Raw genomic sequence first — 12,101 nt, 5'->3', positions numbered from 1 at the left:
GTCCAAAGCCGGCTGTGCGGCGCACGATGTTCAACCAGAATGGTGTCCATGCAGCCGGGCGTGACCGCACGGCGCTGACCGCACCACAGACCGATGCGCAGGCATCTTTAATCAAGGAAATGTCATCATGAAAAAATTCGTTTTCTCCGCTCTGACTTTGTGCGCCATGCTGCCTGCGGCGCAGGCCGCATGCACCTTCAACACCAGCACGGTGGAGAGCATCCGGGAAATCGTGACCGCTTCCGGCGGCTGGCCGATCAGCGATGCGCAGTGCGCCGTGCTCAATGCCAAGAAGCTCAGCTTGCAGGTCAGTGGCGATGCCACCGTGCTCGACGGCGTCTCCGTGGCATGGGCGGCGGTCACGCTGATCGACAGCAGCTCGCGCGTCAAGGCCGATGCGGGCCGCACATCGACCTATGTCAACACCAAGAAAGCCAGCATCGACGTGGCCAACGAAATGCTGGTCAGCGCCGTCAAGGACAGCCTGGCACAGCTTGATTTCAACAAGGCCGCCGCGGAAATCGAGGCCTACAAGGCCAAGAACAAGGCCAAGCGCTGAGTCTTATGCGGCGCGCTGCGGCGCCACCAGCGCCGCATCCGTTCCCGCAAATACAAAGCCGGCCCAGTCGAGCGGCGGGCGGCCCTGCCGTATCAGGGCCTGCTTGGCGCGGTGCAGGGCCGCGCCCGGTGCCATGCCGGCGCCGATATGGCCGTACAGATGCCGCATCAGTTCCGCGCTTGCCTCGCTGGGCACGCTCCACAGCGAGGTGATGGAACTGCGCGCGCCGGCCATTTCCACGGCCCGGCGCAGGCTGGCCAGGCCTTCGCCCGGCAGCACCGTGCCATTGCCGGTATTGCAGGCCGACAGCACCACCAGCTGCGTGCCGTGCAAGCGCAGGCGCGCGATATCCTTGGCCAGCATCAGGTCGGCCTGGCCGCCGCGCGACAGCAGCAGGCCTGCGCGCCGGCCCGGCAGCAGCATGTCCATCCACTCCTGTTCCTGTCGCGGCGTGGGCGCCGTGGCGGCGTCGATATCCTGGCCCAGGATGGCATGGGCGGCCACATGCAGCACGATCGGCGCCTCGCTCGCCTGCATGGCGCCGATGCTGGCATATATGCCCTGGTGCAGCACGCTGGCGATGCCCAGTTGCCGCAGGCTGGCCAGCACGGCCTGCGCTTCGCCGGCCGTGTCGGGCAAGGGCGCGACCGCCACCAGGCGTTGCCGCTCGCCGGCGCTGGCGTGGCCCGGCATGGCGAAGCGCATGGTGGCGCTGGCCGGCTGCGCCAGGCCGGCGCCATAGGCGGGATCGGCGAAGATGGCGGCCGGCCCAGGTCCCTGTCCCTGTCCAGGCCTGGCGTTGGCTGCCTGGTCCTGGCGTGGCAGCAACTGGACCGGCGAGCTGACATGGCGGCAGTTGCGGGTCAGCGCCAGCGGCTGGCCCCCGGCGTCGGGCAGGGCGTCGAAGGGCAGCAGGTGCAGGGCGGCGTCGGCATCGATGATCCATTCGGGCGCCGCCAGCACGGCGGTGGGCAGGTCCCGCAGCAGCAGCTGCGCCAGCGTCGCGGCGCCGGCGGCGTCCGTCTTGCGCGTCAGTGCGGCACGGTAGCGGTGCACGGCCTGTTCCAGCGCCGCCTGCGGCCCCAGGTCGTGCAGGGCGATGCCTGTCGCGTGCACGCAATAGCGCAGATAGCGTGGCGGCGCCGGCTCCAGCGCGGTCGCCGACGGTGGCGCATAGACGAAAAAGCCGATCAGCGCATGCTTGCCGAGGCTGTCTTGCAGCAGGGCCAGGTCGATGCTGTCCAGGCCGGCTATCCGCAGCGCGGCCGACGCCTGGCTGACCAGCATGCCGTGCATGGCCGACAGTTGCATGAAGACGGTGACATCGGTCAGCGTCTGCGGCAGCGCGGCGATCTGGTCTTCCAGCTGCCGCAGCTGCTGGCGGCAGGCGATCAGTGGCGCGTCAAGGCTGGCATTGAGCTTGTGCATCAAGGCTTCCTGGTAGCGCGCGCCGCCGCCCTTGGCGGCCAGCACGCTCTGCAGCAGCGCGCCGGCATGGCGCTGCAAGCCGCCTGCGCGGCGCGCCTGTTCCAGCTGGGCCGAGACGATGGTGCGGCGCATGGCGACACCCGACCACAGGCCTTCCATGGTGGCGCCGGTCCGTTCGAGGCAGGAAAAACGCTGGCCGTTGGTGCGCAAGGCCGCGGCGTAGGCCTCGCCGGCGGCAGCCTCCTGGCCCGCCTGCCACAGCAGCAGGCCGACCTTGAAGTGGCGGTATTCCTGCGCCAGCATGGCGGGCAGGTCGTCGGCGGCCGCCTGCAGCGTGGCGATGCGTTCGCGGTAAAAGCGTGCCAGCCGCGCAAAGTCGCCATCGGCATGCAGCGCGCGCGCCGTGGTGAACCACATTTCGGCCGTGGCGTGGGTGGTGTCGAACGGTATCTCGCCGACCGTGCGCACGGCCTGTGGTGCACCGATGGCCGACAGCAGCTGGCGGCCATACTCGATCTTCAACAGCTGTTTTCCCATCGCGGTTTCCATCGCCGCCGGCAGCCTGGCAAACGGCTGCAGCTGTTCGGCCGTGATGCGGTCCTGGGTTTGGATTGCCTGGAACAGGAGCTCGACCGCCTGCCGCGTGTTTCCCAGGGCCAGCTCGGCAAAGCCAAGGTGTGGCAGGACCATGGCGCGAAACGGCCAGCGCCGCGCCGGGTCGGCTTCCACGATGGCCAGCGCCTCGGCCAGCAAGGTGTGACCGGCGAGGAACTTCTTTTCCAGTAACAGCCGGTTGCCGGCGCGCATTTTGGCGTCCAGCTGCGGAAACACGCTGGTGTCGGGCGCGATGGCGCCCGGCTGCGGCGCGGCGCGGCCCCACGGCGCGGCCAGGCAGGCCAGCGCCGCCAGTACCTTGCGACGGCGTGCGGCATGCTGTGTCATTGCACGCTGCGGTTGGCGTACAGGGTCAGCCAGCGCTGCCAGGTCTCGGGCGTGAGCGGGGGCTGGCCTGGCGCGGCGATGCACTGCTTCAGCTGTTCGGCGTCGGCCGCCTGCGCCACGCAGGCGCGCAGGCGGCGCCGCTCCGCTTCCATCTGCTCGCGCTGCGCCAGCTTGCCGCGCAGCGCCGCGCGCCAGCTGGCCGTGTCGCGATATTGCCGCCCATCATCGGGCAGCGTGCATTGCTCGGCGCTCAGGCGTATCCGTTCCGCCACCGACTGCCAGCGGCTGGGCGGCAAGGCGCCGGCGCCCGGCAGTTTCCAGGCGGGACCGAGCTGCTCGTCCATGCACAGCGCCGTTTCCAGCGCCAGCGGGTGTCCGGCCGCCAGTTCCAGCTGCTGCAGCCTGTGCAGCTGCAGCAAGGTCGACGTGTCGAGCGGCGCCGCCTGCGCCATGCCGGCCAGCGCCAGCAAGGGCGCCAGCAGGCACGATGGTAGCAAGGAAAAGGTGGATGGCATGGCCGGCAGAGATTGTGAATTGAGCATCAGTATAACAGTCACAACAGTGCTTGACGGCAATATGGCCGGTGCCTGGTCCAGGCCCGCCCGGTGATGGACGCGCCGTCATGACTGGCCTATCATGGCCGTGATTTATTTTAATGAAAGTATCACATGAGCACTGCCGTTCTGGCCGACGATGAACCGCATATGCGCGCCGCCCTGCGCGAACAGCTGCTGGCGCTGTGGCCCGGCTTGCGGGTGCTGGGCGAAGCCGAGGATGGCGTGGCCGCGCTGGCCATGATCCAGGCGCTGCGCCCGGACATCGCCTTTCTCGATATCCGCATGCCGGGCCTGACGGGCTTGCAGGTGGCCCATGCGCTGACCGTCGGTACGCGGGTGGTGTTTGTCACCGCGTTCGACAATCATGCGCTGCAGGCCTTCGAGGCGAATGCCGTCGATTATGTGCTCAAGCCTCTGGCGACGGAACGGCTGGCCAAAGTGGTGGCGAAATTGCAGCAGGGCGCGCCGTTGCAGGGGCTGGCGGCGGCGCTGGCGCAGCTGGGCGTCGCAGTGGCGCCGGCGCCGGAACCGCCGGTGGAGCGCCTGGAGTGGCTGCATGTGGCGGTCGGCAAGGAAGTGTGCATGCTGCATGTCGACGATGTGTACTACTTCGAGGCCGACAGCAAATATACGCGCGTGGTGGGCGAGGGCTGCGACGGCCTGATCCGCCATTCGCTGCGCCAGCTGAGCGACCGGCTGGAGCCAGGGCAATACCTGCAGACGCACCGCAGCACCCTGGTCAACCGGCGCCATATCCGCGCCGTGCACCGCCATGGCGAGGTGATGGAGATCGAGCTGAAGGTCGATCTGCCGCGGCTGAAAGTGTCGCTGCCGAACCACCATCTGTTCCGCGCGATGTGATGGGGCCGCCTGTTTCACGGGGCGCGGTGCGCCTGTTGGCCGGCATGCTGGTCCTGCTGGGGCTGGCCCTGCTCGAATGGCTGGGTGGCCAGGTGCTGGGCGGCGACTGGTCGGCGCAGGGCGTGCTGGCCGGCGTGGCGCTGGGCGCCGCGATGCTGCTGCTGGCGCTGGCCACGCGCCGCGTGCGCGGCGAGCTGGCGGCCGCTAGCGTGGCCGCCTTGAGCGCGGTGGGCGAACTGGCGCTGGGGGCGGTCATCGTGTTCGCGCTGGCGGCGGCCGCCGCCGCGCTGTTGCCGCTGCCGCTCAGTGCCCGCTTCATGCAGGGCGACCGCGCCACCGATTTCATCGTCTTCGGCGCGTGCGCGCTGGCCTTGCTGGTGGCCGGACGCGCCACCTTGCGCCACCTGCGCCAGGAACGGCGCGCGCTGGCGGCGCAACTGGCGGCGGCGCAGGCGCAAGCCACCCTGGCCGAGCGCGAGCGCGCCCTGGCGCAGGCGGAAACGGCCTTGCTGCGGGCGCAGGTGGAACCGCATTTCTTGTGGAATACCCTGGCGCATGTGCAGTATCTGGCCACCAGCAAGCCGCACGATGCGGCAGCCATGACCGGCCATCTGATCCGCTATCTGCGCGCGGCGGTGCCGGCCGGCACGCAGGGCGGCGGCACCATCGGCTCGGAAATCGATTCCGTGCGGGCTTACCTGGAAGTGATGAAGATACGCATGGGTGCCAGGCTCGATACCGTCTGCACGCTGGCGCCGGAACTGCTTGAGGTGCCGCTGGCGCCCCTGCTGCTGCATACCCTGGTGGAAAACGCCATCAAGCACGGCATCGAGCCGAAGGCCGGCCCCGTGCGCCTGTCCGTGACCGCATGCCGCGACCCGCAAGCGCCAGGGATGGTGCTGCTGGAAGTGTGCGACACCGGTGTCGGCCTGCAGGCGGCGCCGGCCACGCGCGGCGGCGGCCTGGGCCTGCGCAGCGTGCGTGAACGGCTGGCCCTGCAATATGGCGGCAGGGCGCGCCTGAGCGTGGCGGGCCGGCCCGGTGGCGGCGTGCTGGCACGCATCGTCTTGCCTTTGGCTCCGCCTGTGGCGCCATGAAAAAACCGCCCCGCAGTTGCCTGGGGGGCGGTTGGTCGTACAGGCTTGTGGCCTGGTATTAGCGGCCGCGGCCGCCCGAACGGTGGTTGGCCGCCGAACGCGGCGCATTGCCGGAACGGTTGCCGCCGCCACCGCCGCCGCCCGATGGGCCGGCGCTGCGTGGCTTGGCGCCGCTGCCGCCGGTTTTCACGCGCACCACGGCGCCGGCTGGCGCGCGGCTGTTGTTGCGGTGACCGCCGGTGCCGCTGCGCAGTTGCACAGGCTGGGCGCGGGCGTTCAGGTCCGGCTCGAAGCCTTCGATGACTTCACGCGGCAGGGTTTGCTTGATCAGCTTTTCGATGTCTTTCAACATTTCGTGCTCATCCACGCAGACCAGCGACACGGCTTCGCCCTTGGCACCGGCACGGCCGGTACGGCCGATACGGTGCACATAGTCTTCCGGAATGTTCGGCAGGTCGTAGTTGACGACGTGCGGCAACTGGTCGATATCGATACCGCGCGCGGCGATGTCGGTGGCCACCAGCACTTGCAGGGTGCCATCCTTGAACTCGGTCAGCGCGCGTGTGCGGGCCGACTGGCTCTTGTTGCCGTGGATCGCCAGCGCGCCGATGCCGTCCGCGCCCAATTGCTCGACCAGCTTGTTGGCGCCGTGCTTGGTGCGGGTAAAGACCAGTACCTGCGTCCAGTTGTTCGACTTGATCAGGTACGACAGCATCGGGTGCTTCTTGTCGCGGTCGACCGGATGGATCTTCTGCTTGATCACTTCGACGGTCGAATTGCGGCGCGCGACTTCGATCATGGCCGGCTTGTTCAGCAGGCCATCGGCCAGGGCCTTGATCTCTTCCGAGAAGGTGGCCGAGAACAGCAAGTTCTGGCGTTTCGGCGGCAGCACGGCCAGCACTTTCTTGATGTCGCGGATAAAGCCCATGTCCAGCATGCGGTCGGCTTCATCGAGGATCAGGATTTCCACTTTCGACAGATCGACCGTGCCCTGGCCCATATGGTCCAGCAGGCGGCCCGGCGTGGCGACCAGGATGTCGACGCCATGTTTCAGCTGCTTGATTTGCGGGTTGATGCCGACGCCGCCGAAGATCACGGTCGAGTTCAGCTTGGTGTACTTGCTGTAGGCGCGCACGCTTTCTTCGACCTGGGCCGCCAGTTCGCGTGTTGGCGCCAGGATCAGCGCGCGGATCGGGCGCGTCGAGCTGTTGCTGGTGATGGCCGCGCCATTGGCGTCGGTCGACAGGCGGTGCAGCACGGGCAGCGTGAAGCCGGCCGTCTTGCCGGTGCCGGTCTGTGCGCCGGCCAGCAGGTCGCCGCCAGCCAGTACGGCGGGAATCGCCTGGGTCTGGATCGGGGTCGGTACGGTGTAGCCGTGTTCGGTAACGGCACGAACGATAGCGTCGGACAATCCGAGGGAGGAAAAGGACATGGTAACTTTATTGTGAGATCGGCCTGTCGCCATCGGGAGGCGCCAGTCGCAGGCAATCAGATTAGGGTCGAAAGACAGCGGCAAGGGGACTGGTCATTTGTGCCGCACACGCGAAGTATAACAGCATAGTCAAAAAGCGCTGTAACTGATTCAGATCAAGGTGGCGCGCCTGTTTTGAACTTTTCGATAATATTTCCGTCAGCTCCGCGCGGGAGATGCCGCGCCACGATTTTTCACCTGGAGAATCATCATGCGCATTGCCGATCTACGCATCGCCACCCGCCTGTATGGCGGTTTTGGCGCCACCGTGCTGCTGGTGGCCGTCCTGGTCACGGTGGCCTCCGTCAATTTCGCCAGGCTGTCCGATGCCAACGCCATCAATACTCACACTTACCAGGTGCTGGGCAAGGCCAGCGAACTGCTGGAAAGCCTGCTCAATATGGAAACGGGCGAGCGCGGCTATGTGACCACCGGCCTGGACAGTTCGCTCGACCCGTATACGAAGGGCAAGGCCGCCTTCCTGCGGCAGTTGGGCGAGATCCGCGCGCTGACCAGTGACAACCCGGCCCAGCAGCAGCGCCTGGCGCAGCTGGAGACGGCGCAGCAGGCGTGGCTGAGTGGCGCGCTCGACCCGGTGATCGCCCTGCGGCGCGCGGCGGCGCAAGGCACGGCGGAGATCGAACCGGTGCTGGCGTTGGAACGGCAGGGCAAGGGCAAGCAGGGCATGGACGCCATGCGCGCGCTGCTGACGCAAATCGGCGATGCGGAAGAAAGCCTGCTGGCCGGGCGCAGCAGCGCGGCGGCATCGCTGCAGGCGCAGACGCGCTGGGTGCTGCTCGGTGGCGGCGCCCTGACGATGCTGCTGGCGGCGATGATCGCGATGTGGCTGGCGCGCAATATCAGCCGGCCCTTGCGCTCGGCCATCGAGGTGGCGCGGCAGGTGGCCGAGGGCGACCTGACGGTGCGCGTCGAGGTGACATCACAAGATGAAACCGGCGAACTGATGCAGGCCCTGCGCGAGATGGCGGCCAGCCTGCTGCGCATCGTCACCGAAGTGCGCGGCGGCACCGACAGCATCGCCACCGCCTCGCGCCAGATCGCCGCCGGCAACCTCGATTTGTCGTCGCGCACCGAGCAGCAGGCCAGTTCGCTGGAAGAAACGGCCTCGTCGATGGAAGAGCTGACCGGCACGGTGCAGCAGAATGCCCAGAACGCGCGTGAAGCAAATGGCCTGGCCGCCTCGGCCTCCACGGTGGCGGGCAAGGGCGGCGCGGTGGTGGCGCAGGTGGTCGACACCATGGGCGCCATCAATGCCTCGTCGCGCAAGATCGTCGACATCATCGGCGTGATCGACGGCATCGCCTTTCAAACCAATATCCTGGCGCTGAATGCGGCGGTCGAGGCGGCGCGCGCCGGCGAGCAGGGGCGCGGTTTCGCGGTGGTCGCCACCGAAGTGCGCAACCTGGCGCAGCGCTCAGGCCAGGCCGCCAGGGAAATCAAGGAGCTGATCAATGATTCGGTGGCGCAGGTGGAAAGCGGCGCGCGCCTGGTCGACGATGCGGGCGTCACCATGCGCGAGATCGTCGACAGCGTGCGGCAGGTCAGCGGCATCGTCGGGCAGATAGCGGCCGCCAGCGACGAGCAGCGCGCCGGCATCGAGCAGGTCAACCAGGCCATCGTCCAGATGGACCAGGTGACCCAGCAGAACGCCTCGCTGGTGGAACAGGCGGCCGCAGCCGCCGAAGCGATGCAGGACCAGGCGGCGCGGCTGGCCGAGGCCGTGAGCGTGTTCCGCACCGGCGAAGCGGCGGCCACCGTCATGCCGGCGCCGGTCGCCAGGCGTCCCGCGTTGACGCGCGCCGCGCCGCGGGCGCCGGTAAAAACGCTGGCTGCCAGGGTGGTCAAGCCATCGCTGGCGCCGCATGCGCCAGCCGGCAAGCCGCGTCCCGGCGAAGATGAATGGGAAGAATTCTAAGGCAAATAAAAAGCATGTGACACTTGTCGCGGAAATGGCTTGCGCACCATGTGACGGTTGTCGCATAATCGTTGCATATGTTACCGCAAAGGAGTGCCATGGCCACGCCATCCGTTACCGAACTGACCTTGTTGAAAGCCCTGTGGAAAGGCCAGCCGCTGTCGGCGCGCGCGCTGCACGCCAGCGTGGAGGCCGAGCTGGGCTGGTCGTTTTCATCGACCCGCAAGACGGTCGAGCGCATGCTGGAAAAAGGCATGCTGGTGCAGCGCAGCGAGCAGGGCGTGCAGGTATATGAAACCGGCGCCGACAAGGTGGCCACCCTGGCCGCGTTTGCCCATGATTTCGGCCGGCGCGTGATGGAGCTGGACAGTCCCTTGCCGGTGACGATGTTTACCGGCAGCAAACTGGTCGACCGGCAGGAGCTGGCGCAGCTGGAACAACTGCTGCAGGACTGGCCACTCGACGCGAAGGAATAAGCGATGCTGCTGTTTTCTCTCACGCTGCTGCAGGCCAGCGCCGCCTGCCTGGTCACCGGCCTGTTGCTGTGGTGTTTGCTGAGCCTGGCGCAACGGCGCTGGCCCGCGCTGGCCGCCCAGCGCGGCGTCTGGCTAGTCGCGCAGCTGGTGCTGGCCGCCGCGTTCGTGCTGCCGCTGCTGCCCGACACGCAACAGCTGAGCATGGTGCCCGAGCTGAGCGTGCCGGTGGCGCTGGCCGGCGCGGCGCCCGACGTGACGATGCCCAGCGATGCGCCAGCCGCCCCGCTGCCCTCCGCTGCTTCCTGGCTGGCGCTGGTGCCGGCCGCCTGGGGCCTGGTGTATCTGCTGGGCGTGGCTGTCACGGCCTGGCGCTGGCGGCGTGGCCGCGCCATATTGCGCACCTTGCTCGCGCTGGCGCGGCGGCGCCGGCTGCATGGCGTCGACGTGCTGGAGGTGGACGCGCCGATTTCGCCGATGCTGGTGGGAATCTGGCGGCCACGCTTGCTGCTGCCGGCGCACCTGGCGCAGTTCACCCCAGAGCAGCAGCAACTGGTGATCGCCCATGAGCTGACCCATGCCCGCCGCCGCGATCCGCTGATGCTCTTGCTGGCAACCTTGCTGCGGGCGCTGCTGTGGTTCAATCCGGCCGCGCGCTGGCTGGCGGGCAAGCTGGCCTGGGCGCAGGAACTGGGCTGCGACCGCCAGGTGCTGGCCGGACGGCAGCACCGCGAGCGCCAGCAATATGCGGCGGCGCTGGTGAAGCAGCTGGGCCTGCAGGCCCAGCCGCTGCCGGGCCTGGCCTTTGGCGGCGGCCGCATGGCGGAGCGCCTGAGCCATCTGCGCGACGGCCAGGCGCGCCCGCATCCGCTGCTGCGCGCGCTGACGGCGCTGCTGCTGTGCGCCATCGGCGCGGCCAGCCTGGCGCTGCAGCCGGCACTGGCCTGGTCGGTGGCGGCCACGCCCGCCGCCATGCTCACTGCGCCAGCTGCCTGGCGCAACCCGCTGGACACCATGCGCGTCACGGGGTTCTTTGGCGTGGTGCGCCAGATGACGCCACAAGGCCATCGCGGCATCGACCTGGGCGCCCGGCGCGGCACGCCGGTGCATGCGGCGGCCGACGGCATCGCCAGCGTCAGCGAAGATGCGCGCCTGGGCAAGGCCGTGCGTATCGACCATGGCGGCGGCATCGAGTCGCTGTACGCCCATCTGGACCGGGTCACGCTGACGACCGGCATGGCCGTCACGGCCGGGCAGGCCATCGGCACGGTGGGCGATACCGGCCTGGCGACGGGACCGCACCTGCATTTCCAGGTCAGCCGCAACGGGCGCCTGCAGGACCCGCAACAGTGGCTGGCCGGCCTCGACGCCAACGCCACCGCGCGCGCCCTGCGCATGCGCAAGGAGCAGTTCGGCCGTTAATTAACCCCAAAGCAAGGAATGGGGTCCGACCCAATCCACCCAAGTTAAGCGATAGGCTGCCATCAGGCAGCCTTGTAGGCCATGTATTTATGGGGCTTGTAGGCGTTGGTGTGCCCTGACTTTGATTGTCCTGGGCGATGTTTAAACGTTCGCTTGGCGATCAGCGCCAACGCGTCGGTGAGCAAGTGGGCTGCCGCCAGCCCAAGCAGCAACGATGGCAAGAGCGGCTTGAGTACCGAATGGGCATAGGTATGGTTGACGTGTCTGTCCGGCGGCAATGCATGTTGCTGGCCGGCGGCGCAGTTCGCCAGCGCCTGCAGGTTATCGCACAGTACCTTGGCGGCGAGATTCTGCATCAGGGCCTGCTGTGACAGTCCCGTCACGTGCTCCAGATGGAGTCGGTGTTTGAGACGCTTGAAGGCTTCCTCGATGCGCCAGCGTTGATGGTAGAGGTCACCGAACGTTGGGCGAAGAAAGCTTCACTGACGCCAACGGCAACCATGTCTACGATGCGGGCGAAGGCTATGCCGACCTGGGCGAACCGTTCCGCAATGACCGCGCCGTCACGGGCAGCAATGCCGATTTCCGCGACGACGCCTACAACACCGGCAACGCCACGCGCGCCAGCGGCGAAGCGTATATCGATTCGAACGGCAGCGGCGCCTGGAACGCCACTGGTGACGGGCAATACAATGGTGTACTGCGCGCCGCCTCCAGCGTCAATACCACCGCCGCCAATACTGTCCACGTACGCCGCGCCCTGGTGCAGGTGCTGTCAACCAGCACTGCGCGCATCACGCCGCTGAACGGCACCTCGATCGCGCTCGACCATTGCGTCGACGGCACCGCGTTTGAAAACGCCGTGCGCAGCTTCCCGCTCGCCATCCGCGACAGCAACCCGACCGTGTTTCCGGTCAACCGCGCGGCCGTGACGGGGCAGGCGATCGACTTGCCCGGCAATCCGCTGCCGGCGGGCACCACCATCAATTTTTCCACCAGCAATGGCGTCATCGTCGGCACGCGCGACATCATCGTGCCGAACAACGACAGCGAAGTGGCGGCCAACTGGATCCATGTGGTGCAGATGATCAGCGACGTCGGCCAGGTCGGCACCAGTTGCCAGCAGAACACTGCGCGCAACGGCGTGCTGACGGTCAAGGTGACCACGCCTTCCGGCATCACCACCATCGAGAGCTATCCCGTGTCGGATTGATGGAGAGTCATGCCTTGCAAGCTGCCGGATGTCTCGGCAGCTTTTTTTTGGCTGAAAACAATAATCGAAAAAATCGAATATGACTTCGCAAACTTTGCGTTTTAAGTTATGCGCTGCTTGCTGCATACTGCATGCACTCGCT

11 protein-coding genes and 1 pseudogene are annotated in these 12,101 nt (G+C 67.4%); 7 read left to right on the top strand and 5 right to left on the bottom strand.

What is annotated here, in order from left to right:
* The first annotated feature begins 127 nt into the window (after window positions 1–127).
* On the top strand, window positions 128–559 hold the full coding sequence (locus Q8L25_RS26565; protein WP_308922238.1) for a hypothetical protein: 432 nt from the start codon (window positions 128–130) through the stop codon (window positions 557–559).
* A 3-nt stretch (window positions 560–562) separates the two neighbouring features.
* Here Q8L25_RS26565 and Q8L25_RS26560 read toward each other — a convergent pair whose 3' ends face one another.
* Together Q8L25_RS26560 and Q8L25_RS26555 are read right to left on the bottom strand one after the other, a co-directional pair.
* Window positions 563–2,929 (bottom strand): CHAT domain-containing protein, encoded by a 2,367-nt coding sequence (locus Q8L25_RS26560; RefSeq protein ID WP_308922237.1) that lies wholly within the window; start codon window positions 2,927–2,929, stop codon window positions 563–565.
* On the bottom strand, window positions 2,926–3,444 hold the full coding sequence (locus tag Q8L25_RS26555; protein ID WP_308922236.1) for a hypothetical protein: 519 nt from the start codon (window positions 3,442–3,444) through the stop codon (window positions 2,926–2,928). The genes Q8L25_RS26560 and Q8L25_RS26555 overlap by 4 nt, the downstream gene beginning before the upstream one ends.
* 153 nt (window positions 3,445–3,597) lie before the next feature.
* Here Q8L25_RS26555 and Q8L25_RS26550 point away from each other — a divergent pair, with 153 nt between their 5' ends.
* Window positions 3,598–4,347, top strand: coding sequence for a LytTR family DNA-binding domain-containing protein (locus Q8L25_RS26550; protein ID WP_308922235.1), 750 nt, complete (start codon window positions 3,598–3,600; stop codon window positions 4,345–4,347).
* Window positions 4,347–5,444 carry a histidine kinase gene (locus Q8L25_RS26545; RefSeq protein ID WP_308922234.1) on the top strand — a complete coding sequence of 366 codons (1,098 nt, stop codon included), beginning with the start codon at window positions 4,347–4,349 and terminating at the stop codon, window positions 5,442–5,444. Before Q8L25_RS26550 ends, Q8L25_RS26545 begins: the two co-directional genes overlap by 1 nt.
* A 58-nt stretch (window positions 5,445–5,502) precedes the next feature.
* Here Q8L25_RS26545 and Q8L25_RS26540 read toward each other — a convergent pair whose 3' ends face one another.
* The gene (locus tag Q8L25_RS26540; protein WP_308922233.1) at window positions 5,503–6,876 is read right to left on the bottom strand and encodes a DEAD/DEAH box helicase; all 1,374 of its coding nucleotides are present in this window, start codon (window positions 6,874–6,876) and stop codon (window positions 5,503–5,505) included.
* Between the two features lie 250 nt (window positions 6,877–7,126).
* Between Q8L25_RS26540 and Q8L25_RS26535 the strand changes: the two genes are divergently transcribed.
* The 3 genes from Q8L25_RS26535 to Q8L25_RS26525 all read left to right on the top strand — a co-directional run bounded on the left by Q8L25_RS26535 (window position 7,127) and on the right by Q8L25_RS26525 (window position 10,746).
* Complete coding sequence (locus tag Q8L25_RS26535) at window positions 7,127–8,851, top strand: methyl-accepting chemotaxis protein (RefSeq protein WP_308922232.1); 1,725 nt, start codon at window positions 7,127–7,129, stop codon at window positions 8,849–8,851.
* A 98-nt stretch (window positions 8,852–8,949) separates the two neighbouring features.
* Window positions 8,950–9,327, top strand: a complete 378-nt coding sequence (locus Q8L25_RS26530) for a BlaI/MecI/CopY family transcriptional regulator (protein WP_308922231.1) — start codon at window positions 8,950–8,952, stop codon at window positions 9,325–9,327.
* Window positions 9,328–9,330: 3 nt separating this feature from the next.
* Window positions 9,331–10,746 carry a M23/M56 family metallopeptidase gene (locus tag Q8L25_RS26525; protein ID WP_308922230.1) on the top strand — a complete coding sequence of 472 codons (1,416 nt, stop codon included), beginning with the start codon at window positions 9,331–9,333 and terminating at the stop codon, window positions 10,744–10,746.
* A gap of 62 nt (window positions 10,747–10,808) precedes the next feature.
* On the opposite strand, the gene Q8L25_RS26520 is transcribed toward Q8L25_RS26525, so the two are convergent.
* A complete protein-coding gene (locus Q8L25_RS26520) occupies window positions 10,809–11,102 on the bottom strand; it encodes a hypothetical protein (protein WP_308922229.1) in 294 nt (97 codons plus the stop codon).
* 24 nt (window positions 11,103–11,126) lie between these two features.
* Window positions 11,127–11,177: pseudogene (locus Q8L25_RS26515) on the bottom strand (hypothetical protein); the annotation flags it as partial.
* Window positions 11,178–11,209: 32 nt separating this feature from the next.
* Between Q8L25_RS26515 and Q8L25_RS26510 the strand changes: the two are divergent.
* Complete coding sequence (locus tag Q8L25_RS26510) at window positions 11,210–11,959, top strand: hypothetical protein (protein WP_308922228.1); 750 nt, start codon at window positions 11,210–11,212, stop codon at window positions 11,957–11,959.
* The last annotated feature ends 142 nt before the right edge of the window (window positions 11,960–12,101 follow it).

Origin of the sequence: Janthinobacterium sp. J1-1, assembly GCF_030944405.1 — a bacterium.
Classification (GTDB): Bacteria; Pseudomonadota; Gammaproteobacteria; order Burkholderiales; family Burkholderiaceae_D; genus Janthinobacterium.
This window is presented reverse-complemented; position numbering and strand designations above follow the sequence as displayed.

Excerpts from the sequence above, each read along its gene's own strand:
- Q8L25_RS26540 (WP_308922233.1), bottom strand. The coding sequence starts at position 6,876 with ATGTCCTTTTCCTCCCTCGGATTGTCCGACGCTATCGTTCGTGCCGTT.
- Q8L25_RS26535 (WP_308922232.1), top strand. The coding sequence starts at position 7,127 with ATGCGCATTGCCGATCTACGCATCGCCACCCGCCTGTATGGCGGTTTT.
- Q8L25_RS26525 (WP_308922230.1), top strand. The coding sequence starts at position 9,331 with ATGCTGCTGTTTTCTCTCACGCTGCTGCAGGCCAGCGCCGCCTGCCTG.
- Q8L25_RS26530 (WP_308922231.1), top strand. The coding sequence starts at position 8,950 with ATGGCCACGCCATCCGTTACCGAACTGACCTTGTTGAAAGCCCTGTGG.
- Q8L25_RS26565 (WP_308922238.1), top strand. The coding sequence starts at position 128 with ATGAAAAAATTCGTTTTCTCCGCTCTGACTTTGTGCGCCATGCTGCCT.
- Q8L25_RS26545 (WP_308922234.1), top strand. The coding sequence starts at position 4,347 with ATGGGGCCGCCTGTTTCACGGGGCGCGGTGCGCCTGTTGGCCGGCATG.
- Q8L25_RS26560 (WP_308922237.1), bottom strand. The coding sequence starts at position 2,929 with ATGACACAGCATGCCGCACGCCGTCGCAAGGTACTGGCGGCGCTGGCC.
- Q8L25_RS26555 (WP_308922236.1), bottom strand. The coding sequence starts at position 3,444 with ATGCCATCCACCTTTTCCTTGCTACCATCGTGCCTGCTGGCGCCCTTG.
- Q8L25_RS26520 (WP_308922229.1), bottom strand. The coding sequence starts at position 11,102 with ATGCAGAATCTCGCCGCCAAGGTACTGTGCGATAACCTGCAGGCGCTG.
- Q8L25_RS26550 (WP_308922235.1), top strand. The coding sequence starts at position 3,598 with ATGAGCACTGCCGTTCTGGCCGACGATGAACCGCATATGCGCGCCGCC.